Annotated in this window: 22 protein-coding genes; 11 read left to right on the plus strand and 11 right to left on the minus strand. The window is 45.3% G+C overall.

Annotated elements, in window-relative coordinates:
* Window positions 1-29 precede the first annotated feature (29 nt).
* The 4 genes from tilS (at window position 30) to OW495_RS13245 (ending at window position 3113) form a co-directional block, all read left to right on the plus strand.
* Window positions 30-1370, plus strand: a complete 1341-nt coding sequence (tilS, locus tag OW495_RS13230; protein WP_102513494.1) for a tRNA lysidine(34) synthetase TilS — start codon at window positions 30-32, stop codon at window positions 1368-1370.
* 58 nt (window positions 1371-1428) lie between these two features.
* Window positions 1429-1740: a cytochrome c gene (locus OW495_RS13235; RefSeq protein WP_004734334.1), complete on the plus strand. Its 312-nt coding sequence runs from the start codon at window positions 1429-1431 to the stop codon at window positions 1738-1740.
* A gap of 130 nt (window positions 1741-1870) precedes the next feature.
* Window positions 1871-2209, plus strand: a complete 339-nt coding sequence (gene glnB, locus OW495_RS13240; protein ID WP_004738609.1) for a nitrogen regulatory protein P-II — start codon at window positions 1871-1873, stop codon at window positions 2207-2209.
* Between the two features lie 61 nt (window positions 2210-2270).
* The gene (locus OW495_RS13245) at window positions 2271-3113 is read left to right on the plus strand and encodes an endonuclease/exonuclease/phosphatase family protein (protein ID WP_102513493.1); all 843 of its coding nucleotides are present in this window, start codon (window positions 2271-2273) and stop codon (window positions 3111-3113) included.
* A gap of 100 nt (window positions 3114-3213) precedes the next feature.
* On the opposite strand, the gene OW495_RS13250 is transcribed toward OW495_RS13245, so the two are convergent.
* The 3 genes from OW495_RS13250 to gloB form a co-directional block, all read right to left on the minus strand.
* Entirely contained in the window at window positions 3214-3900 is a 687-nt protein-coding gene (locus OW495_RS13250; RefSeq protein WP_102435062.1) for a YIP1 family protein, read from the minus strand.
* Entirely contained in the window at window positions 3897-5468 is a 1572-nt protein-coding gene (locus OW495_RS13255) for a LysM peptidoglycan-binding domain-containing protein (RefSeq protein WP_102513492.1), read from the minus strand. Before OW495_RS13255 ends, OW495_RS13250 begins: the two co-directional genes overlap by 4 nt.
* A 70-nt stretch (window positions 5469-5538) precedes the next feature.
* Window positions 5539-6297 (minus strand): hydroxyacylglutathione hydrolase, encoded by a 759-nt coding sequence (gene gloB / locus OW495_RS13260; RefSeq protein WP_017107201.1) that lies wholly within the window; start codon window positions 6295-6297, stop codon window positions 5539-5541.
* 53 nt (window positions 6298-6350) lie between these two features.
* On the opposite strand from gloB, the gene OW495_RS13265 reads away from it, so the two are divergent.
* Window positions 6351-7133: a class I SAM-dependent methyltransferase gene (locus OW495_RS13265; protein WP_029225915.1), complete on the plus strand. Its 783-nt coding sequence runs from the start codon at window positions 6351-6353 to the stop codon at window positions 7131-7133.
* Window positions 7134-7175: 42 nt separating this feature from the next.
* On the opposite strand, the gene rnhA is transcribed toward OW495_RS13265, so the two are convergent.
* Window positions 7176-7640 (minus strand): ribonuclease HI, encoded by a 465-nt coding sequence (gene rnhA / locus OW495_RS13270; RefSeq protein ID WP_017107203.1) that lies wholly within the window; start codon window positions 7638-7640, stop codon window positions 7176-7178.
* A 56-nt stretch (window positions 7641-7696) separates the two neighbouring features.
* Here rnhA and dnaQ point away from each other — a divergent pair, with 56 nt between their 5' ends.
* Entirely contained in the window at window positions 7697-8485 is a 789-nt protein-coding gene (dnaQ, locus tag OW495_RS13275) for a DNA polymerase III subunit epsilon (RefSeq protein ID WP_170960633.1), read from the plus strand.
* A gap of 9 nt (window positions 8486-8494) precedes the next feature.
* Window positions 8495-9742 carry a TIGR03503 family protein gene (locus OW495_RS13280; protein WP_102513491.1) on the plus strand — a complete coding sequence of 416 codons (1248 nt, stop codon included), beginning with the start codon at window positions 8495-8497 and terminating at the stop codon, window positions 9740-9742.
* Between the two features lie 202 nt (window positions 9743-9944).
* Here the strand turns inward: OW495_RS13280 and fadE are convergent, their stop codons facing one another.
* Window positions 9945-12410, minus strand: a complete 2466-nt coding sequence (gene fadE / locus OW495_RS13285) for an acyl-CoA dehydrogenase FadE (RefSeq protein ID WP_102513490.1) — start codon at window positions 12408-12410, stop codon at window positions 9945-9947.
* Between the two features lie 327 nt (window positions 12411-12737).
* On the opposite strand from fadE, the gene lpcA reads away from it, so the two are divergent.
* Both lpcA and OW495_RS13295 read left to right on the plus strand, forming a co-directional pair.
* A complete protein-coding gene (gene lpcA / locus OW495_RS13290) occupies window positions 12738-13313 on the plus strand; it encodes a D-sedoheptulose 7-phosphate isomerase (RefSeq protein WP_017063379.1) in 576 nt (191 codons plus the stop codon).
* 65 nt (window positions 13314-13378) lie between these two features.
* The gene (locus OW495_RS13295) at window positions 13379-14224 is read left to right on the plus strand and encodes a class II glutamine amidotransferase (protein ID WP_017079424.1); all 846 of its coding nucleotides are present in this window, start codon (window positions 13379-13381) and stop codon (window positions 14222-14224) included.
* 100 nt (window positions 14225-14324) lie between these two features.
* Here OW495_RS13295 and purN read toward each other — a convergent pair whose 3' ends face one another.
* Together purN and purM are read right to left on the minus strand one after the other, a co-directional pair.
* The gene (gene purN, locus OW495_RS13300) at window positions 14325-14999 is read right to left on the minus strand and encodes a phosphoribosylglycinamide formyltransferase (protein ID WP_076668318.1); all 675 of its coding nucleotides are present in this window, start codon (window positions 14997-14999) and stop codon (window positions 14325-14327) included.
* A gap of 132 nt (window positions 15000-15131) precedes the next feature.
* Window positions 15132-16172: a phosphoribosylformylglycinamidine cyclo-ligase gene (purM, locus tag OW495_RS13305; RefSeq protein WP_102513489.1), complete on the minus strand. Its 1041-nt coding sequence runs from the start codon at window positions 16170-16172 to the stop codon at window positions 15132-15134.
* Between the two features lie 169 nt (window positions 16173-16341).
* Here purM and upp point away from each other — a divergent pair, with 169 nt between their 5' ends.
* Entirely contained in the window at window positions 16342-16968 is a 627-nt protein-coding gene (gene upp / locus OW495_RS13310; protein ID WP_017060716.1) for a uracil phosphoribosyltransferase, read from the plus strand.
* 159 nt (window positions 16969-17127) lie between these two features.
* Here upp and OW495_RS13315 read toward each other — a convergent pair whose 3' ends face one another.
* Entirely contained in the window at window positions 17128-18366 is a 1239-nt protein-coding gene (locus OW495_RS13315; protein WP_099165302.1) for a uracil-xanthine permease family protein, read from the minus strand.
* Window positions 18367-18644: 278 nt separating this feature from the next.
* Here OW495_RS13315 and OW495_RS13320 point away from each other — a divergent pair, with 278 nt between their 5' ends.
* On the plus strand, window positions 18645-19904 hold the full coding sequence (locus OW495_RS13320; protein ID WP_102513488.1) for a DUF2066 domain-containing protein: 1260 nt from the start codon (window positions 18645-18647) through the stop codon (window positions 19902-19904).
* Window positions 19905-20019: 115 nt separating this feature from the next.
* Here the strand turns inward: OW495_RS13320 and OW495_RS13325 are convergent, their stop codons facing one another.
* Genes OW495_RS13325 through arsC form a run of 3 tightly spaced genes read right to left on the minus strand, consistent with a single transcriptional unit; the run spans window position 20020 to window position 21404 of the window.
* The gene (locus OW495_RS13325) at window positions 20020-20457 is read right to left on the minus strand and encodes a DUF2069 domain-containing protein (RefSeq protein ID WP_017107212.1); all 438 of its coding nucleotides are present in this window, start codon (window positions 20455-20457) and stop codon (window positions 20020-20022) included.
* Window positions 20454-21047 (minus strand): NAD(P)H:quinone oxidoreductase, encoded by a 594-nt coding sequence (gene wrbA / locus OW495_RS13330; protein ID WP_102513487.1) that lies wholly within the window; start codon window positions 21045-21047, stop codon window positions 20454-20456. The genes OW495_RS13325 and wrbA overlap by 4 nt, the downstream gene beginning before the upstream one ends.
* 6 nt (window positions 21048-21053) lie before the next feature.
* Window positions 21054-21404 carry an arsenate reductase (glutaredoxin) gene (gene arsC / locus OW495_RS13335; RefSeq protein WP_017107214.1) on the minus strand — a complete coding sequence of 117 codons (351 nt, stop codon included), beginning with the start codon at window positions 21402-21404 and terminating at the stop codon, window positions 21054-21056.
* Window positions 21405-21495: the final 91 nt, after the last annotated feature.

Here is a 21495-nt window from a genome sequence, read left to right on the forward strand (position 1 = left end):
TCAAACCTACTCTCATGGTTCACTCGCTCATGACTCACTTAATCGAAGCCTTCACATCGGTACTTCATCAAAGCGCACTCAAGCCTAGTAGATTGATCGTGGCTTTCAGTGGCGGTGTTGATTCTCGAGTTTTGTTAGAGTTAGCGGCGCAGTACGCGCAAACGCATGACATTGAGTGTCGTGCGGTACATGTTCACCATGGCCTAAGCGAACATGCCGACCACTGGGTAGAACAATGCCAAGCATGGTGTGATGCTTTGTCGGTTTCGTTAGCTGTAGAAAGGGTCTCGTTGGATATCAACGGTGGTGAGAGCGTTGAAAAGCTTGCTCGAGATGCTCGCTACCAAGCTTTTCAGCAGCACATCAGACAGGGCGATGTGCTTGTTACGGGCCAACACATTGACGATCAACTTGAGACTTTCTTGTTGGCGTTAAAACGTGGCAGTGGTCCGAAAGGACTCTCTTCAATGGCGAAAGTGATGTCGTTTGGAGAAGCGTTTATTGTGAGACCTCTGCTGTCAGTGACTCGATCAGACATCGAAGCGTCGGCTCACGACATGGGGTTAACTTGGGTCGAAGATGAGAGTAATCAGGATCTGCGTTTTGACCGTAACTTTATTCGCCATCAAGTAACGCCAACGCTGACTGAGCGCTGGCCTAGTTTTCGCGAGTCGGTAAGTCGCAGTGCTCAGCTTTGCGCAGAGCAAGAGTTATTGCTCGATGAGTTGCTTGAATCACAGTTCCTGCAAGCTTTGGTAGGCAGTAACAGTAAGAGCTTAAGCATTGAGGCGTTATCTCAGCATTCTGATTTGTTACGAGCACGTTTGATCAGAATGTGGATCAGCCATTGTAATCAACCGATGCCAAGCCAAAAGCAGCTAAAACTTATTTGGGATGAAGTGGCTTGTTCTCAGGCAGATGCCAATCCTAAGCTGGTGTTGAATGATGTTGAGGTTAGGCGCTTTAATAATCAGCTCTATTTGGTACAAGACACCAAAGATTTGTCGAACTGGGTAAGTGAAATCTTGATTGATGAGAATTTACTATTACCTGATGGTTTAGGTGAGATCCACTTAAACTCATTACCGAGTGATTCTGTTACTCATAACTGTGATTCGCAAAGCTTTAGTTTGTCGAACACAAGCGAATCACTACGAGTTATTTTTAACCCTGAAGGGCTCTCGGCTCATCCTGTCGGGCGCGGGCATAGCAGAAAGCTCAAGAAGCTCTTTCAGGAATACCAAGTACCCAGTTGGTTAAGACGCAGAACACCCATATTAATGGATGGTGATCGAGTGATCGCTGTTTTAGGATTATTCGTAGATAAGGACTACGAAGGTCAAGATTGTGAAGCGCTTTGGAGCAAGTAGAAAAAGTTTGTGTCACAATTCGACGTCACTTTAATAAAAATAATTAATGGAATATGCAATGAAGAAAATTACACTAGGATTAGTTCTTGGATTTGGACTATTGAGTGGTAACGCTCTGGCGGGTGATGTTGCTGCAGGTCAAGCTAAAGCAGCGATCTGTGCGGCGTGTCATGGTGCTGATGGTATCGCTATGATTCCGGGTTACCCAAACCTGAAAGGACAAAACGAGCAGTACATCGTTTCATCAATCAATGCGTACAAAACAAAACAGCGTAATGGCGGTTTGGCCGCTGTAATGCAGGCGCAAGCTTCTATGCTGAGTGATGAAGACATCGCAAATCTAGCCGCTTACTACGCAAGCCTTAAGTAAAACCTTCTCAAAGCGCTGATTAAACAAGACGATAAATTTCGAGCCAGAGCTTTAAAGCTCTGGCTTTTTTCATTGAATGTTTACTATAGCTAACCGATAATGACCTATTCGCACAGTTTAAGGGATGAACATGAAAAAGATTGAAGCCATTATTAAGCCATTCAAGCTTGATGATGTACGTGAAGCACTTGCAGAAGTGGGCATTACGGGTATGACAGTATCTGAAGTTAAAGGCTTTGGACGACAGAAAGGTCATACTGAGCTATACCGCGGCGCAGAGTACATGGTCGACTTTTTACCTAAAGTGAAATTGGAAATTGTTGTGACCGATGAAGTGGCTGACCAATGTGTTGATACCATTATCGAAACGGCTCAAACTGGTAAAATCGGCGACGGTAAGATCTTCATTACTGACGTTGAACGTGTGGTACGTATTCGTACTGGCGAAGAAGACGAAGACGCCGTATAAAAAAACTATTACCCTAAAAGGAGCGTTTATCGCTCCTTTTTCATTTCTGGTAGGGTGCTGTATGTTTAAGAAAACCATCATTGTTATCGCAGTTTTGATAATACTTGCTGTTGCTAGTTTTCATATTATCTTCGTGATCCCGAACAAACCTAACCTGATCACTTCCTCTCAAAACACCAGTAATGATATCTATAGCTGCTATCAAAACTCGAAACCGAAGGCGATTGATGTGTCTGACGGATTGAGTCTCACCGTGTGGAATATTTACAAGCAAAACCGCAGTAATTGGCAGAGTGAACTGAATAAGCTGTCGGCAGGAAGCGATCTAGTGCTACTGCAAGAAGCGAGTATGACAGAAGGGCTTCGCCAATGGGTGACGAGTGGCCAGTGGGGAAGTACTCGAGTGAATGCATTTGAAGCTTTTGAACAAAGTGCGGGCGTACTCAACCTAGCGACGCATCTACCGATCGAAGCTTGTGCTTATACTCATGAAGAACCTTGGCTTCAACTGCCTAAATCCGCGCTTTGGTCGCGCTACCAACTAAGTAATGGCGAAGAGTTGGCTGTGATTAATATCCATGCCGTGAACTTTACCTTTGGTACGGAAGATTACGAGGCTCAGATCAAGAGTTTAACCGACAATCTGCAAAAATATCGTGGGCCTGTTATTTTTGCTGGGGACTTTAATAGCTGGAGTGAAGCTCGCTTTGCTGTGTTGAAAGATGCGTTGGAGAAAGTTGGTTTGACGGAAGTTGCCTTTGAGCCAGATAACAGAACTCAGTTCATTACAGGACTGGTGCTCGACCACGTGTTCTATCGAGGGCTAGAGGTAGAAAAAGCAAAAGCGCCCATTACAGACGCTTCTGATCATAATCCTATGCGAGTGACCTTTAAGGCTAAATAGTTATTAGCTATTGGAGCTTAACCATTCGCTCGGTGGTTACGTTGGGTAATCTAACGGAGCAAATAGGCTAGAGAGTTTTCGCTAGCCTTATCTCTTCAACTTAAAAGATTAAAATGTAGAGTGCCCAGATTAGGTAATAGCCAACCCATGGTAAGCCTGAAATCACAAGCGCTTGCCCGCGTTCAAACTCAGTCCACGTCAATACCGCGGCATAACCCAGCACGATGTACCACGGTAGAAGCAGTGGTAATGAGCTAGCAAACTGCGACCAGTCATTGGTGAGCGGTAACTTGATTAAGCCGTTTAAGCTGTTCAAGTCAGCAGCGTAGTTCATCACATGTCCGTGTTTGAGTATTAGGCTTGCGTAGCTCGCCACATCTCCTAAAACAGCCGGGAACATCACAACAGACGAAGCTGCAAACCATCGCCAGTAACTGTGCTGATGTTGGCTTGGTTTGGTTGCTAGGTTAAACCAGAACGCCAACAGAGCGATGGTTAACGTTCGGCCAAACACATCGCTGATGATTTCACTCGCGAGTAGGGTATTGCTGTCAAGTAACGCCAATTGGTCTGGGTTCGTTTGAGCGAGTTGCTGTGACAACTCTGCGCTTAACCATGCAAAATCTACATTCGAAAAATAGGCACCCCAAAATAAAAATGGACTGAGTATTAATACGACGTAGGGTTGCCATCCCCAAGCACTTCGCTGATAAAGCGCTAAGAAACAAGCTGTTGGTGCTCGGAAAATATCCAACAGCATGACGAGTGGGTTACTTGACGGGTTCATACACTTACCTTAGTTACATCAACATACAGCTTCAGTTTCTGTCCTGGCTGTAGGTATTTTTTGTTCTGCAAAGTGTTCCATTTTACAACATCTGCACTTTTTACTTTGAACTTTGATGCAATACCGCTGACTGTGTCACCCGATCTTACGTTATAAAAGATAGTGCGGATGATGGCACCGTCTGAACCATTCTTCCAAATGACCAGTTCTTGACCAATACGCAGTGTGTCGCGTGGCCCCATGCCATTCCACTTAGCCAGTGATTGATGAGATACCTTATTTGCGCGTGCAATCGTCCACAGGCTGTCACCACTTCTTACCGTATGGCTTAGCTTATATTGACCTCGACTCTTCGACTGTGTGCTTGCTAGGCGGTTTGAAGCGCTTAGTGCGTACGTTTTGTCGTCTTTGGTTGAGGTTGGGATAAGTAGGTGCTGACCAACACGGATATTGTTGTTGCTCATCCCGTTTGCAGAGCGAATCACTTTGCTGGTGGTGTTGTATTTATTCGCCAGTACGCTGATGCTATCGCCAGATTGCACTTTATAGCGCACCAACTTCATGCCTTTGCCTTTATTGGCCGCCACTTCTTTGTTGAACTTCTCAACAGAGCTTAGAGGAAGCAATAATTGCTGATGTTTTTCTGGTGCCGTCGCCCACTGGTTATAAGCGGGGTTGTAGCCTTGCAGCTCTTTTACCGGAATGCCTGCGTAGTTTGCCGCAATCGCCAGATCAAGTTGTTCGTCTGGGTTAACCAGTGTCAATACCGGCTTGTTTGGGATCGCAGGAATGTCGATGCCATACTTTTCTTGGTTGGCAATTACGTCAGCCAGTGCAAGTAGCTTAGGTACGTAGCTGCTGGTCTCTTTTGGTAAATCCAAAGAGAAGAAGTCGATTGGCTTACCTAGCTTCTTGTTTTTGCGGATAGCACTGCTTACACGACCACCGCCACTGTTATAGGCAGCAATGGCATGGTTCCAATCGCCATCGAAACGTCTGTTGAGGTCTGATAGAAAATCCAATGCAGCATCGGTAGAAGCGGCGACATCACGACGACCGTCGTACCAGAAGTTCTGTTCTAGTCCGTAATCTTTGCCTGTGCCAGAAATAAACTGCCATAGACCTGCAGCGCTGCCATGAGAGTAGGCAAACGCATCGAAAGAACTTTCTACAACTGGCAACAATGCCAATTCTAGTGGTAAGCCTTTTTCTTCAATCTTAGTTGTGATCAGATAAAGGAAGGGTTCAGCACGTTGTGAGACGGTCTTTAGATGACTAGGGTGCTTTAGATACCAAGTTCGGTAGTAATCGACCTTCTTTTGGTCTGGTACTTCCATTTCAAGTTGCATCGCAATACGTTTCCAAACATCTTGTTGTGTTTGTGGAGTAACGACAGGTGCTTCAACTTTGGGTTCTTCTTTGGTCGCTTCTGATGAAACGTTCGCTTGAGAAACTTCTTTAGTAGGAGATGTGTTGGTTTGCTCGGAAGCTTGGTCTGGATTCTCTGACTGAGTTAATTGGCAACCAGATAGTAGTAGTACCAAAGCCCAGCTGTACTTAACTCGCATGTTACAGCCTTTTTAATAAACGGCCGATGATAATACTTGCCACTCCCTATGAGTGACAAGTCTGTATTTGTTAAAATTCGTTCTTCCACGTACGTAAAGCGGTGAACACTGACAGAGGATCGGTGTTTTCGGTGCGGTTAGAGACTGATTTGATTACACTTGGCTCGGTGTAACGCAAGAAAGGGTTAACGAACTTCTCTTGTCTCAAATTTGTGGGGATGGTCGACTTATTTTGCGCACGCAGTCGGTTCACTTGGTCGCGATATTGCTGCAAATGTTGGTTATCAGGCTCAACAGCCAGTGCGAAAGCGATATTCGCGGCAGTGTATTCATGGGCACAATAGACTTCGGTTTCTTGAGGAAGTGCCGTGATCTTGTTCAGTGCATCAAACATCTGTTGTGGTGTGCCTTCCATGATTCGGCCGCAGCCAGCTGAAAACAGCACATCACCACAAAATAGTTTTGCATCACCTACATAACCAATGTGCCCCGCAGTATGGCCACTTAGCCCAAGCACTAGGAACACCTCACCAAACAGTTCCAACTGGTCACCGTCATCGACTGGGTGAGTCAGGGTTGGAATTGGCTCATTTCTAGGACCAACGACGTCTACGCTTGGGAATTGTCTGACTAACTCTGGAACGCCACCAATGTGATCATGGTGGTGGTGTGTAATCAAGATTGCATCTAAAGTTAGCTCATGGTGTGCTAAGTACTCTAATACTGGAGCAGCATCACCAGGGTCGACGACAGCACAACGGCGATCGCTATTTTGAATCAGCCAGATGTAATTGTCGTTAAATGCAGGTATGCTTTTGATATGTAACATTATTGGTTCTCCAGTCACTTTTAGTGCGACAGAATAAGTGAGACAGATTATTGATGAAGCCAGCACGTAGCAGAAAAAAGTTTGAATGTCCTTACACTTGGGCACAGTTGCACAATGGGGACTGGTTGAGAGAATCTATTCAAACTCGACTCGATGAGTGGTGTCCAAAGCTATTTGGCTACCATATGCTCAAGCTCGGTGGCCTCAGTAGTGAGATTTCTAGCTGCACATGCAACATTCAACATCAAGTAAACCTAGATATCCAGAACCCATTACATAATGTGATAGCGGATGGCTATAATTTACCCTTTTTAGAGAAAAGCTTTGATGTTGTGGTGCTCAGTCATCAATTAGATTATAGCAACGACCCTCACCGATTATTGAGAGAGGTTGATCGAGTGATGATGGACGATGGTTATATCATCATTACTGGCTTCAATCCGTTTAGTATTACCGGGCTCGCAAGTTTACTGCCTTGGCGTAAGAACAGTTTGCCTTGGAGTGGGCGTATGTATACGCCAAATCGTGTGAAAGATTGGTTAGGTGTGTTGAATTATGAAGTGATTCACTGCGATACCTATGCGCTATTTCCGATGAGTAAATATCAGGCGATGTGGACTTGGTTAGAGAATAGCTTGGGTGGCTGTGCATCCTTTGCGGGAAGCCAATATTTTATTGTTGCTCGTAAGCGTACTTATCCGCTTAAACCGATTAAGCCTCATTGGCATCTCAAACGACGCTTTTCTCCTGTTGGAGCAAGCTTTAGAACCAATAGCCGCCCCACGCAGCATTCAAACAAGGCTTCATATCCGCTAAAAACAGAAAAAGCCGACTAGCAGTCGGCTTTTCATCTATTAATTAGGCTAAGGAATTATCAATTAGCTTGGTTGATAGCCCGTATCTTCTTGAGTTGGGTTCTCAGCAGCGGTTCTCGCTAGGTCATCACACATTTCGTTCTCTCTGTGTCCTGCATGCCCTTTTACCCAACGCCAATCAACGCTATGACGTGCGGTCTCTTTATCTAGCCTTTGCCAAAGGTCGGCGTTTTTCACTGGCTTCTTATCCGCTGTTTTCCAATCACGTTTTTTCCAGTTATGGATCCACTGGGTGATGCCCTGACGTACGTATTGACTGTCTGTTGTTAGAATCACAGAGCAGGGTTCTTTGAGTGCTTGAAGCGCAATGACTGCGGCGAGCATTTCCATTCGATTGTTGGTCGTTAGTGTAAAGCCTTCTGCGAGTGTCTTTTCGACTTTTTTATAGCGAAGTACGATGCCATAGCCACCGGGACCTGGATTGCCTAAACAAGAACCATCAGTGAAAATTTCAACTTGTTTCGTCATGATTTGATACTATTACCTCAAGCACATTATCGGCATAGTCTGACACAGATATCCTTATGAATACCAGTAGCACTCCAGAACAAAGCGTTGACGCAGCAGCGAACTCCAAATCAGAAAATGGGGCGAACGCAGAAAACAAACGCATCATTGTACTCGATACCGAAACAACCGGTATGAATACGGAAGGTGGTCCTCACTATATGGGTCATCGCATCGTAGAAATCGGTGCCGTCGAGATCATCAACCGTCGATTGACCGGGCGTCATTTTCACGTCTACATCAAACCCGATCGTGCCATTCAAGAAGAGGCGATTGGCGTTCACGGTATTACTGATGAGTTCTTGGTAGATAAACCAGAGTATCAAGATATTCACAAAGAGTTTCTCGACTTTATCAAAGGTGCTGAGCTGGTGGCTCACAATGCGCCCTTCGATACGGGCTTTATGGATTATGAGTTTGAGAAGCTCAACCCTGCGATTGGTAAAACGGATGACTACTGTAAAGTTACCGATACCTTGGCGATGGCGAAAAAGATATTCCCGGGTAAAAGAAACAACCTAGATATCTTATGTGATCGTTATGGTATTGATAACTCACACCGTACTCTCCACGGCGCTTTACTCGATGCGGAGATTCTAGCTGACGTCTATTTATTGATGACAGGTGGACAAACTTCGCTGCAATTTAACGCTGGCCAACAAGATGGTGGTGCAGAAAGTATCCGAAGAGCAGAAAGTGGTCGAAAATCCCTAAAGGTTTTACGAGCTACGGCCGATGAAGTAGAAGCGCATCAAAGTCGTTTAGATCTCGTCGAGAAAAGCGGAAGCTGCCTCTGGCGTCAGTAGGGAGAAAGTATGTTAAGGGTATTGGCTACCGGTTACTTATTGCTGTTAAGCTTTAGCTTGCATGCGGCAACGGAATCCGTAATGAGTTTATTGGACAACCGCTTTCGCGTTGATCCCAGTATTGAACAAGTCACCTTTGTGATTTATCGAGCCGATAACTCTAAACCTGTCGTTTTGGTTCGCCCTGACGGTAAGAAATACTACGCTTGGCGCAATGCCGATAATGTCCGTTGGTACGAAGAGTCGTCAATGGACATCATATCTATCGACAATCCAATGCCAGGCCCTTGGCAAGCGGTTGGTAAGGTCTCACCTAAGAACAACATCAAGCTATTGTCTCACCTTGTTTTAGATGCCAATGACTTCCCAGACAAACTGTATCAAACCGAAAATATTAAATTTACGGCTCGTTTGACATCAGACGGCAAACCTTTAGTGTTGCGCGATTTTTTAGATCGCGTAAAGCTTAAAGTTACGTTTACTAAGTTCGTTGAAAATGAAGAGTCTTTAGTGAGAGAGGCGCGCCCAATTCCAGTTGTGATGGGCGAATTTGCCGATGATGGCAGTGGTCTTGATGAACAAGCCGGAGATGGCGTTTTTACTGTGTCGTTACCGATTGATATTGAGCCGGGCAAATATCGTGCGCGTATTACTTCTGGAAACGGTGTGTTCCTTCGAGCGCAAGAGCAAGAGGTCTTGGTTTATCCAACACCGCTCACCACAACATTTATTCAGTCTCGTAAAGAAGGGCTGCCTCACACGATCGTCGTATCTGGTGAGCCGGGCATGATAGCCCCAAGCTCATTAGCCGTTCATGTTGAGCATAAAGCCCCTGATGAGTATGTAACGTATAAGCAAGGGCAAGCTGAAGTCGATGCGATGAAAGTGCCTTTAGAGGTGCCTTATAATGGTGATTTGGGGATTTATAGTTGGTCAGGGATGGTTTACGCCACCGATGCTTCAAGTCAACGTCCACTGATCTTTCCAATTACAGAGCAATCATACAGCGTTGTTGAAGATATTGATTTAGCGGAGTCAAGACGCCTTCAAGAAGAAGCGCTAGCCGAGAAAAAACGTATTGCGACAGAGTTGATGATTCTTCAGAAACGCGAAGATGACCGACAACGCAGTATGATCATCATCGCCATCGGTAATGTTGTCGCCATTCTCTTGGGTTTATTGATCTGGTTTGTGATTCGTAAAGTGACCGCGAAGAAGCAAGCTCAACCTGAGATGCAGCTAAGAGCTCCTAAATAAAGCAGGAGTCGACGCTGGCAAGGTCATTCAGCGTTCGCTTTAGCTCATAGATGTAAGTAGCTCATGGATGTAACATTGCGACTACTTTATTGTGATATAAAAACGGGACTCTATGAGTCCCGTTTTTGCTTCTGGTCTATCTCGTGTATCTGGTTTCGTAACTGAGTTGCTTAATTACGTACGGATACAACTGATACTTTGGCTAGGCCACGTTATCAATCGATTGACCTGGGTATTGTGACTTTGCTGCGAGTTCCTCTGGTGCGAAGTCGTCAACGTTAATTGTGTATAGTCGGTGTTCTTCAGCGCTAACAAGCAACGCAGCTTCTTGCTCATTTAAAATACCTTTCTCAAGTCCTAGTTGAGCAACAAGGTCGAGTCTTAAGAAAGCGCGTTTTTGATGCGTCTCTTTGCAGACTTTGTCGAATAAAGGCTCTGCTTGCAGAATCACTTCTAGTGCTTTTTCTATTTTACCAACAGGGTTGTATTCCGTTGCTTCTAAGTATTGACCGCGGCCAATACGTGAACGAGTTTCACTCGGTGTCTGCAGTATGCTTGCTACTTGGCTATCCAGTTTGTCATTGGGTGCACGACGAATACGACCAAATGGCATCAGTACAACACGAAGTAGGCGTCCAATTACCGGGTTAGGGAAGTTTGCTAGGAATTCATCAATCGCGACTTCCGTTTGACGTAAGCTATCTTGCATACCCCAATGTACTAGCGGTAGATCCTCAGCGTGGCTGCCTTCACTTTCAAAACGCTTAAGTGTTGCAGACCCCAAGTACAGTTGACTTAGGATGTCGCCCAGTCTTGCAGAAAGACGCTCTCTACGTTTCAGTGAGCCCCCAAGAACCGCCATTGAAATATCAGACAGTAGCGCTAGGTTAGCGCTGTAGCGGTTCAATTTTTGGTAGTAGCGTTGTGTTTGTTTGTCAGTTTTATTAACTGGTGTTGGTGTATCAGAACCACGACCGTCGGTTAAACCAAACCACAAACTACGAACGAGGTTACTGAGCGTAAAGCTAACGTGTCCAGCTAACGCCGAATCGAACTTATCCAGTGCATCGCTGCTTTCAGAGTAAGCCGCTTCCATTTCGCTTAGAACATAAGGGTGACAACGAATCGCGCCCTGACCGTAGATGATCATTGAACGAGTCAGGATGTTTGCCCCTTCAACGGTAATCGCGATTGGCGAACCTTGATAGCCACGCGCTAAGAAGTTTGATGGACCTAAGCAAATGCCTTTACCACCGACGATATCCATCGCATCGATGATGCTGCGTTGGCCACGGTGAGTACAGTGGTACTTAACGATGGCAGAGATAACTGAAGGTTTTTCGCCAAGGTCGATACCTGCAACGGTTAGGTTACTCGCTGCATCCATCACGTAAGCATTACCCGCTAGGCGTGCTAGTGGCTCTTCAACCCCTTCCATACGACCGATTGGTTGTTTGAACTGACGACGAATGCGAGCGTAAGCACCAGTTGCCAGCGCTGCTGACTTAATGCCACCTGTTGAGTTTGAAGGCAGTGTTATACCACGGCCAACCGATAGACATTCAACCAGCATGCGCCAGCCTTGGCCTGCCATTTTCTGGCCACCAATGATGAAATCGATCGGCACGAAGATGTCGTCGCCCTGAGTTGGACCGTTTTGGAATGGAACATTGAGTGGGAAATGGCGATTGCCAATCTCAACACCTTTTAAATCAGTTGGGATAAGCGCACAGGTGATACCAAGATCTTTTTGATCACCAAGCAGGCCATCTGGGTCACGCAGTTTAAAGGCTAATCCCAAAACTGTCGCGACAGGCGCTAGGGTGATGTAACGCTTATTCCAAGTTAGGCGCATGCCCAATACTTCTTCACCTTCCCATTCGCCCTTACATACCACACCATAATCTGGGATAGAGCCTGCGTCTGAGCCTGCTTCTGGACTGGTCAGTGCGAAACAAGGGATCTCTTTACCTTCAGCTAGGCGTGGCAGGTAATGGTTTCTTTGATCTTCTGTGCCGTAGTGTTGCAATAGCTCACCAGGGCCTAGTGAGTTAGGTACGCCAACTGTCGATGATAATACGCTCGAAACACCCGTTAGCTTCTGTAGAACCAAAGACTGAGCGTAAGCTGAGAATTCTAAACCGCCGTATTTCTTTTTGATGATCATGGCAAAGAACTTGTGGTCTTTTAGGAATTGCCATACTTCTGGTGGCAGATCCGCTAACTCATGCGTCACCTGGTAATCGTTCACCATTTCACAAACCTGATTTACAGGTCCGTCTAAAAAGGCTTGTTCAGCTTCAGAGAGCTTAGGGTCAGCAATGCCCTGAAGTTTCTTCCATTCTGGTTTGCCTTTGAACAGCTCAGCTTCCCACCATACGGTACCCGCTTCCAATGCTTCTTTTTCTGTCTGTGACATTGCAGGGAGTACTTTCTTAAACAAAGAAAGTGCTTTTTGGCTGATGATGGTTTGACGAATTGCAGGTACAGCAAGCATTGCAACGGCCAAGAGGTAACAAAGCCAGCCAGTGACAGCTACGCCGCCAAACAATGTCAGTACAACCATTGAACCGGTTAATACGATTAAAGCACGTACCAGACTAACTCTATGGTAAAGGCAGACACCAAAGATGGTTGTCATGGCAAGTAGGGAGAGCAATATGTTCATGATCGATTTCCTTTTCAGAGATCACTTATCGTTATGATTTTAGGTAAGAGGTCTAACCAGTTAAGTGTAAACAAAATATTAAATATTTGTAAAACTCTAAATTGGGTAAAAAGTGATCTTAATAGAGTTAAAATTCTAATTGTGAGAGGTTGGTGGTGAATAATTGGACGGTTCTGCAGTGAGATATTAATTTTGGTAGCAATCTTTTGGCTTAAGTATCGACACTATTTCATGTTTGTGGGTAAACTCAGTGATAAAGAGGGAAAAACCCTCAGCTCTCATTTCACGTACTTTAAGTTGCGTAAAAAAATATAAGAGATAAGCCTTATGTACCAAGACCTAATCAAAAGTGAATTGAACGAAGCTGCTGACGTTCTTAACAAGTTTTTGAGTGATGATCATAATATCGCTCAGATCGAAGCTGCGGCAAAATTGATTGCTGACTCATTTAAACAAGAAGGCAAAGTGCTTTCTTGTGGTAACGGTGGCTCACACTGTGATGCGATGCATTTTGCGGAAGAGCTAACTGGCCGTTACCGTGAAAATCGCCCAGGCTACGCTGGTATTGCGATTTCAGACCCTAGCCACCTGTCTTGTGTAAGTAACGATTTTGGTTACGATCATGTCTTTTCTCGTTATGTAGAAGCCGTGGGTCGTAAAGGTGATGTGTTGTTTGGTTTGTCGACTTCAGGTAACTCTGCCAACATCCTAAAAGCGATTGAAGCTGCTCAAGCTAAAGGCATGAAGACGATTGCATTGACGGGTAAAGATGGCGGTAAAATGGCAGGTTGTGCTGATATCGAAATCCGAGTTCCGCATTTTGGTTACGCTGACCGCATCCAAGAGATTCACATTAAGATCATTCACATTGTGATTCAGCTTGTCGAAAAAGAAATGGAATAATAGTTTTACAGACATTTGGAGCCCAGCTTAGGCTCCATTGGTTTTAAAAGGGAGTAGATTAAACCATGTGTGAATTGCTCGGTATGAGCGCGAATGTGCCAACTGATATTTGTTTTAGTTTCACCGGCCTGATGCAGCGTGGAGGTAATACCGGACCACATCGTGATGGTTGGGGAATCACCTTTTATGAAGGGAAGGGCTTTCGAACGTTCAAAGATCCTAACCCTAGCTGTGAATCAAAGATTGCTGAGTTAGTTCAAAACTACCCAATTAAAAGCCAAGCTGTTGTCAGTCATATCCGTCAAGCCAATCGTGGTGGCGTTAATCTAGAAAATACTCACCCATTTACCCGTGAGCTATGGGGACGATACTGGACCTTCGCTCATAATGGCCAATTAACGGATTACGATGATCTGGTTAGTGGTCGTTTCAGACCTGTCGGCGAGACGGACAGTGAGCTTTCTTTTTGTTGGTTAGTGAAACAGCTAGAAGATCGTTTCCCTGAACCACCACAAGACATGGAAGGCATGTTTCGCTTTGTCGCGGAATGTTGTGACCAGTTGCGTGAGAAAGGTGTCTTTAACATGCTACTCAGTGATGGTGAGTACGTTATGACCTATTGTACGAATCACTTATACTGGATAACGAGACGTGCACCTTTTGGTAATGCGAGCCTGATTGACGAAGATGTTGAGATAAACTTTCAAGAAGAGACCACGCCAAATGATGTGGTTACGGTCGTCGCAACGCAGCCTCTAACATGCAATGAAGAGTGGTTTAGAATGAAGCCAGGCGAATACGCACTGTTTCATTTTGGTGAGCTGATCGGCAATAACCATAAAGCGTTGGAAGATGTTGCTTACGCACCTAAAAAGGTTGCAAGCCAAGCTCCGACTGAGCCATTGAGCTAAGTATTCCGAATAGTTTTATTTTGAAACACATAAAAGAAAGGCCGCTTACTGAACTAATGAATCAGTAAGCGGCCTTTTTATTTGGTTTAGTTTTAACTAATCACTCTTCTGCGTAACCGTGCTTGCCCAATGCCTTGCCGTCTAAGATAGCTTGTCCGTTTGCCATTGATAAACGATCTTCCGCGAACCACTTGCAGACCAGAGGATAAATGCAATGTTCTTGGGTGAGTACTCGGCTCGCTAGCATGTCGGCATCATCACCTTCAAATACAGGCACCTTAGCTTGTAAGATTACAGGACCGCCATCGAGCTCTTCGGTAACAAAATGGACGCTGGTGCCATGCTCTTTGTCCTGAGCATCAATAGCACGCTGGTGGGTGTGCAGCCCCGGATACTTAGGTAACAGAGAAGGGTGGATATTGACCATTTTACCCGCATAATGACGAACAAACTCTGAACTCAAAATGCGCATATAGCCAGCGAGTACAATCAGGTCGGGTTGGTAAGCATCGATCTGAACCATCAATTCATGATCAAATTCTTCACGCGAATTAAATTCTTTTGGATTCACCGAATGAGCGTCAACGCCTGCTGACTTTGCTCTCTCTAGACCAAAAGCCTCTGCTTTGTTTGAGAAAACGGCCTTAACAGAGGCGTCAATCGTGTGGCTCTCACAGGCATCCAAAATTGCCTGCAAGTTACTTCCGCTTCCTGAGACTAAAACGACGATGTTTTTCTTAGAGTGACTGGTATTCATAGAATGGCTGTTCTTCATAGAGTGGGTCATACGATTGATTAACTGGACTGTTTACAATGTACCTACATAAACTAAGGTTTTCTGCGGGCTAAATAGCAAAATGAGGACCATAAGGTCCTCATTGATTAACTAAGTAAGCGAACGTGTCACTTATTTGATTTCAACTTGCTCTTCGCCAGCTTGAGCGTTTGCGATCTCACCGATAACCCAAGCGTTTTCGCCTTCTGCTTTCAGTAGTTCAACAGCAGCGTCTGCTTGATCTTTAGGTAGAGCAACAACTAGGCCTACACCACAGTTGAAAGTGCGGTACATTTCAAATGTCTCCACGTTACCTTTCTCTTGTAGCCAGTTGAAGATAGCAGGCCATTCCCAGCTCTTGCCATCAATGACTGCTTTAGTACCTTCAGGAAGTACGCGTGGGATGTTTTCCCAGAAACCACCACCCGTGATGTGCGAGATAGCATGAATGTCATGCTCTGCGATCATCTTAAGTGCTGATTTGATGTAAATCTTAGTCGGTTCTAGAAGGTGTTCACCGATAGTGCGACCTTCTAGCTCTTCACTCTTATCAGCACCAGAAACTTCTAGAACTTTACGAATTAAAGAGTAACCGTTTGAGTGTGGACCACTTGAGCCAACTGCGATAAGTGCGTCGCCTGCTGCTACTTTAGTACCGTCAATGATGTCAGCTTTTTCTACAACACCAACACAGAAGCCAGCTACATCGTAGTCGTCGCCTTCGTACATACCCGGCATTTCAGCAGTTTCACCACCGATTAGCGCACAGCCAGCTTGAACACAGCCTTCAGCAATACCAGAAACAACGTCTGCTGCTGTATCTACATCTAGCTTACCTGTTGCGTAGTAGTCTAGGAAGAATAGCGGCTCACCACCTTGAACGATTAGGTCGTTCACACACATTGCCACTAGGTCGATACCAATGGTGTCGTGTTTTTTCAGATCCAAAGCAAGGCGAAGTTTAGTACCAACACCATCAGTACCTGAAACAAGCACTGGCTCTTTGTATTTCGTTGGAAGTTCACATAGGGCGCCAAAGCCACCAATACCGCCCATTACTTCAGGGCGACGAGTGCGTTTAACAGCACCTTTAATACGGTCTACTAGTGCATTACCTGCGTCGATATCAACACCAGCGTCTTTGTAGCTTAGAGAAGAAGTATTACCACTCACGGGATAGTCCTCGAACTTAAGTTGGATGTGAAAACGGCGCTATTCTAACAGGGCTTGATTACCAAGAGCAAACGTTTGCGCGGTTTTTTTTATTAGAATAAAGATTCTGAAATAACCTTAGAGTTCGTGTATAATCTACAGGTTTGTTTAAATATTGCCGGAGTTGGAAATGAAAGTTGTTGAAGTGAAACACCCGCTAGTAAAACATAAAATTGGCCTGATGCGTGAAGGTGAGATTAGCACTAAGCGTTTTCGCGAGCTAGCGACAGAAGTGGGTAGCCTTCTAACATACGAAGCGACATCAGACTTTGAAACTGAGCGTGTAACTATTAATGGTTGGAACGGTCCAGTTGAAGTTGACCAAATTAAAGGTAAAAAAGTAACTGTAGTGCCAATCCTACGTGCTGGTCTAGGCATGATGGACGGCGTTCTTGAGCACATCCCAAGTGCACGTATCAGCGTTGTTGGTATCTACCGTGACGAAGAAACACTTGAGCCAGTACCATACTTCAACAAGCTTGCATCTAACATCGACGAGCGTATTGCTTTAGTAGTAGATCCAATGCTTGCGACAGGTGGTTCTATGATCGCAACGATCGACCTGATGAAAGAGAAAGGTTGTAAGCACTTTAAGATTCTTGTGCTTGTAGCGGCTCCTGAAGGTATCGCAGCTCTAGAAAAAGCACACCCAGACGTTGAGCTTTACACAGCTGCAATCGATGAGAAGCTAAACGACAAGGGCTACATTGTACCTGGTCTTGGCGATGCTGGTGATAAGATCTTCGGTACTAAGTAATTCGGTTTCAGCTTAAGTTACTCTAAACAGTTTCTTAACTCGCTGAATTAGCCGTATTAATAAAAAGGGAGAGCATTCGATGCTCTCCCTTTTTTGATCTTGCTAGCTTGTGATGCTCTTTATTGAGGCCCACAAGCCTGTATCAGTTTGTCGACTTAGTTAGTCTATTTGCGCTTTATCTACAACGGTGTTGTCGCCTAGCTCTTCTGGAAGGACTAGGTTCAGTAGAATCGCCACGATACCGCATAAGCTTACGCCTTGAAGGCTAAAGTCACCGATGCCAAATGCCATGCCGCCAATACCGAATACTAGAGTAATACCGACAATCACAAGGTTACGTGATTTGTGTAGGTCAACTTTGCTCTGAATTAGGGTGTTCAGGCCGACTGTTGCGATTGAACCAAACAGGAGAATCATGATGCCGCCCATTACAGGAACTGGAATCGTTTGAAGTAGAGCACCTAACTTACCAACCAATGCTAGAACAATCGCTGTTACTGCTGCCCAAGTCATGATCACTGGGTTAAATGCTTTCGTCAGCATTACCGCACCTGTTACTTCACTGTAGGTTGTGTTTGGTGGCGCGCCCAGCATAGAAGCTGCAATAGTCGCCACGCCGTCACCTGTGATTGTGCGGTGTAGACCTGGCTTCTTAAGGTAGTCTTTGCCGGTTACGTTAGAGATAGCAAGCATGTCGCCAACGTGTTCAACGGCTGGGGCAATCGCAACAAACACCATAAAGAAGATAGCGTTGATGTTGAATTCTGGCGCTGTGAAGTTAGGTAGAGCTAACCAAGCAGCTTGAGCGACAGGGGTAAAATCAACGACGCCGTATACTAAGCTTGTGATGTAACCTGCGACAATGCCACCAAAGATAGGCAGTAGCTTAAGGAAGCCTTTTGAGAACACACTGATGACAATCGTTACTAGCAGTGAAATTGAAGAGATCCACAGTGCTGCATCTGCATCGACAAGCTGAACTGCACCATCGCCTGTTTTACCTAACGCCATGTTTACCGCAACAGGCGCAAGACCTAAACCGATCACCATGATTACAGGGCCAACCACGACGGGTGGAAGCAGTTTGTGGATGAAGGCTACACCACGTACCTTAATTAAGGCACCCATTAATACATACACAACACCGGCTGCCATTAGGCCGCCCATGGTTGCACCTACGCCCCAAGTTTGAATACCAAACATGATAGGGGCGATGAATGCAAAAGAAGATGCTAAGAAGATTGGCACTGAACGGCGTGTAATAAGTTGGAATAAAAGGGTACCGATACCTGCGCCAAATAGTGCAACGTTGGGATCAAGTCCTGTTAGTAGTGGCACCAGTACAAGCGCACCAAACGCTACAAACAGCATTTGCGCACCTTGCAGAGCATTTTTCATGTTATGTCCTTAAAAATGGTCGTTATATGAAAAGTGAAAAATAAAATTCGCGGGATTCTATCACTTAGCAATCGATTGCCACACCAAATAGATCAAATTTATTTATCTTAGTGATGTTTTATATCCATCGTCGCCCGAAAAACTCAGTTTATAAGTGAGCGATTTATCATGGCCAGGTGATATTTTAAGGTTATTAAACACAGTGGGCGCTATCGACCTTGCCCCTCAATCCATAGTTGCTTATCATCTAGGCACAAGATTTGAATATTAGGATCAGTATGCGCTACATAGCATTGTTGTTGATGGGACTATTAGCCTCTCCGAGTTATGCCTTAACTCAAGTAGATATTTTTAGTGCTGAAGTTGCGATTAACGCTGAAAACAAACAGCCAGAACAAGTGGCAAGAAATACAGGTATGGAGCAGGTATTAATACGTGCGACTGGCCAAACTGATGTCGCTTCGAATGAGACGATTCAAAAGGCGATGCGTAAGAGTTCGCAGTACATGTCTCAAATGAGCTTTGGCGAGAGCAATGACCAATCAACGTTGCGTATGCGTTTTAACGGCGCTCAAATCCGTTCTCTATTGACGCAAGCACAGTTGCCGTACTGGCCTGACACTCGTTCAAATATTCTTGTTTGGCTGGTGGAAGAGCAGAACTACGACAAGAATATTGTGTGGGAACACTCCAATTCACAATTGGCTGCTGGTTTACAAGCCAACGCAAAAGAGCGCGGTTTACCCCTGACGTTACCAGTCGGTGATTTTGACGATATTACTGGTATTGCGACCTCTGATCTTTGGGGTAGCTTTGTTACGCCAATCAGTAAAGCGAGTCAGCGTTACCCGGTTGATGCTGTTTTGGTGATTAAAGCTCAATCTTCTGGCTTACGCTGGACTCTGTATGACCAAAAACCAAACCAACTGACGAGCGCACCAAAATCGCCTGTGAGTGGTTCAGTATCGGGCAACAGCGCGACGACTTCTAAGAAGCTTGTTGACCAAATCAGTAACTACTACGCGAGTAAGAGTGCAGTAACGGTTGCGAGTGAATCTTCGGAATCAATCTTAACGCAGTTTATTAGCCTGAATAACGCGCAAGACTTCTTCCAGTTGGAGAGTGCACTTAAACGTTTAAACTCAGTTGCAAGCCTAGATATCCTTAAGATTCAAAACAACGAAGTGACTTTCCGAATTCATTTATTGTCGACTCAACAAGAGTTTGAGCAAGAAGTTGAAAGCATTCGCCAAGTCGCGAAGGTTGAAGAGTCTTACATTGAACCTGAAGTGAGCCCTGAATTTGAAACGCAAGACAACTCCATGTCTGTCGGCGATGATTCAACAGACGCTGTTGATGCTGAGGGTGGCGAGACTGACTCAAACGTTCAGGTGATTAAAGGCAGCGAGCTCTCTACTGACGCTGAGCTAACAAGCACTTCTGACGTAACGCTAGACGAATCTGGTGAGGAAGAACTCACGGTAACTGCACCAGTGCATGCTAAGCCAAGCCTAGTATATGAATGGGTTCGTTCGTAACTGTCCGTTGGAATGATCGATTGACATGACATCATGAAAAAAGCCCTGCAAGAGTTATCTCGCAGGGCTTTTTGTTGCTTGGGTGCCATATAAGCTCTAGAACATCGAAGCAATATTATTGCTCGAACTTAGCTTTCTCTTTCTTTTCTACTTCAGAAAGGCGCTTAAGCTTAATACCTAACTCTTTGGCTCTAAAACGGGTAAATAAGATATTGCCTGCGAAGCCTAGGCTAGTCAGGAGTAGCTCTACAGCCGCTAACAAACGCTCTCCACCGTCTACATACATAATCGTTAACGCGTGTAGGAAGTAGAGCATTAAGACGAAATTCGCCCAAGCGTGCGTATAAGGCTTGCCTGCTAGAATGCCCGGTAATGGCAGTAACAGAGGTACAGCCCAAGCAATCGCAAGTGTGACATTGCTAAGATGCGGGTGCGGTGAAAGCGTCATCTGCCAAGCCACCACCCAAAATAAAAGCAGCAAATTACCTGCTAACGCTAGGTAGCGAAAGAGCTTGGTTTTGGGAGACATAGCCGTTTCTGGCATATACATCATTGAGAGATTCCCTTCTGGTTGATAGCGATGCGCGCTAAGCGTTTGCCTAGGTTCTGTGCCAACTCAATTTCTTCTTTACTTAATGAAGCGCTCTCTCCAGTACTGCTTGCACCGTAAGGCGTGCCACCTGTTTGAGTGGTGTGCAGCGCAGGTTCTGAGTAGGGGATTCCCACGACTAACATGCCATGATGAAGTAGAGGCAGCATCATGCTTTGCTGTGTCGTCTCTTGACCACCATGCAGTGATGAAGAAGAAGTAAAGACACAAGCTGGCTTATCGATGAGATCGCCATTGATCCACAGTGATGTCGTGCTATCCCAAAAGTGCTTCATTGGCCCTGCCATGTTGCCGAACCAAACTGGGCTGCCTAGTGCTAAGCCATCGCAAGAACGGAGCTCTTGCAAGGTCGCAATAGGATCTGTCGGTTGATGACGCGAATCAGGCTGCTCTTCTACCGTGTACACGTCGTTCACTGTTCTCAGCATGGCTTCGCAGTTCGGGATAGATTCAACCCCTCGTGCAATCTGTCTTGCTAGCGCTTGTGTGTTGCCGTGGCGACTGTAGTAGAGAACAAGAATGTTAATGCTCATATTGGCTTACAGGATCTCTAATACTTGCTCTGGTGGACGACCAATTTTTGCTTTGTTGTTCGCAACAACAACAGGGCGTTCAAACAGTTTTGGGTTTGCCGCCATTGCTGAGAAAAGATCTTCATCAGTCACCGATGCATCACCAAGATTTGCTTCTTTGTAATCTGCTTCTTTGGTACGCATCATCTCGCGCACACTGGTAAAACCAAGCTGAGTGAAAAGCACTTTAAGCTGCTCGATAGTTAAAGGTGTGTCTAGGTATTTGATAACCTCCGGCTGTACGCCGTTCGCTTCAAGCAGTTCGAGAGTTTGACGGCTCTTTGAGCAACGTGGGTTATGATAAATCACGACAGACATGGTTCTTCCTCATTATTATTTTTGATTTAGTTGTTCAGTTGAAGCCACCTGAGTGGCTTCTTTATTATGTAGCGTTGAGCTTTCTTTTTCT

This window comes from Vibrio sp. 14N.309.X.WAT.E.F5, from assembly GCF_030397615.1.
GTDB classification, from domain to species: domain Bacteria; phylum Pseudomonadota; class Gammaproteobacteria; order Enterobacterales; family Vibrionaceae; genus Vibrio; species Vibrio lentus.

Bases quoted from the DNA above. Each gene is read 5' to 3' on its own strand.
- OW495_RS13265 (WP_029225915.1), top strand. From the start codon at position 6,351: ATGAAGCCAGCACGTAGCAGAAAAAAGTTTGAATGTCCTTACACTTGG.
- tilS (WP_102513494.1), top strand. From the start codon at position 30: ATGACTCACTTAATCGAAGCCTTCACATCGGTACTTCATCAAAGCGCA.
- OW495_RS13280 (WP_102513491.1), top strand. From the start codon at position 8,495: ATGTTAAGGGTATTGGCTACCGGTTACTTATTGCTGTTAAGCTTTAGC.
- upp (WP_017060716.1), top strand. From the start codon at position 16,342: ATGAAAGTTGTTGAAGTGAAACACCCGCTAGTAAAACATAAAATTGGC.
- OW495_RS13235 (WP_004734334.1), top strand. From the start codon at position 1,429: ATGAAGAAAATTACACTAGGATTAGTTCTTGGATTTGGACTATTGAGT.
- purN (WP_076668318.1), bottom strand. From the start codon at position 14,999: ATGAAGAACAGCCATTCTATGAATACCAGTCACTCTAAGAAAAACATC.
- OW495_RS13325 (WP_017107212.1), bottom strand. From the start codon at position 20,457: ATGATGTATATGCCAGAAACGGCTATGTCTCCCAAAACCAAGCTCTTT.
- lpcA (WP_017063379.1), top strand. From the start codon at position 12,738: ATGTACCAAGACCTAATCAAAAGTGAATTGAACGAAGCTGCTGACGTT.
- OW495_RS13315 (WP_099165302.1), bottom strand. From the start codon at position 18,366: ATGAAAAATGCTCTGCAAGGTGCGCAAATGCTGTTTGTAGCGTTTGGT.
- glnB (WP_004738609.1), top strand. From the start codon at position 1,871: ATGAAAAAGATTGAAGCCATTATTAAGCCATTCAAGCTTGATGATGTA.
- fadE (WP_102513490.1), bottom strand. From the start codon at position 12,410: ATGAACATATTGCTCTCCCTACTTGCCATGACAACCATCTTTGGTGTC.
- dnaQ (WP_170960633.1), top strand. From the start codon at position 7,697: ATGAATACCAGTAGCACTCCAGAACAAAGCGTTGACGCAGCAGCGAAC.
- arsC (WP_017107214.1), bottom strand. From the start codon at position 21,404: ATGTCTGTCGTGATTTATCATAACCCACGTTGCTCAAAGAGCCGTCAA.
- OW495_RS13320 (WP_102513488.1), top strand. From the start codon at position 18,645: ATGCGCTACATAGCATTGTTGTTGATGGGACTATTAGCCTCTCCGAGT.
- gloB (WP_017107201.1), bottom strand. From the start codon at position 6,297: ATGTTACATATCAAAAGCATACCTGCATTTAACGACAATTACATCTGG.
- OW495_RS13295 (WP_017079424.1), top strand. From the start codon at position 13,379: ATGTGTGAATTGCTCGGTATGAGCGCGAATGTGCCAACTGATATTTGT.
- wrbA (WP_102513487.1), bottom strand. From the start codon at position 21,047: ATGAGCATTAACATTCTTGTTCTCTACTACAGTCGCCACGGCAACACA.
- OW495_RS13255 (WP_102513492.1), bottom strand. From the start codon at position 5,468: ATGCGAGTTAAGTACAGCTGGGCTTTGGTACTACTACTATCTGGTTGC.
- OW495_RS13250 (WP_102435062.1), bottom strand. From the start codon at position 3,900: ATGAACCCGTCAAGTAACCCACTCGTCATGCTGTTGGATATTTTCCGA.
- rnhA (WP_017107203.1), bottom strand. From the start codon at position 7,640: ATGACGAAACAAGTTGAAATTTTCACTGATGGTTCTTGTTTAGGCAAT.
- OW495_RS13245 (WP_102513493.1), top strand. From the start codon at position 2,271: ATGTTTAAGAAAACCATCATTGTTATCGCAGTTTTGATAATACTTGCT.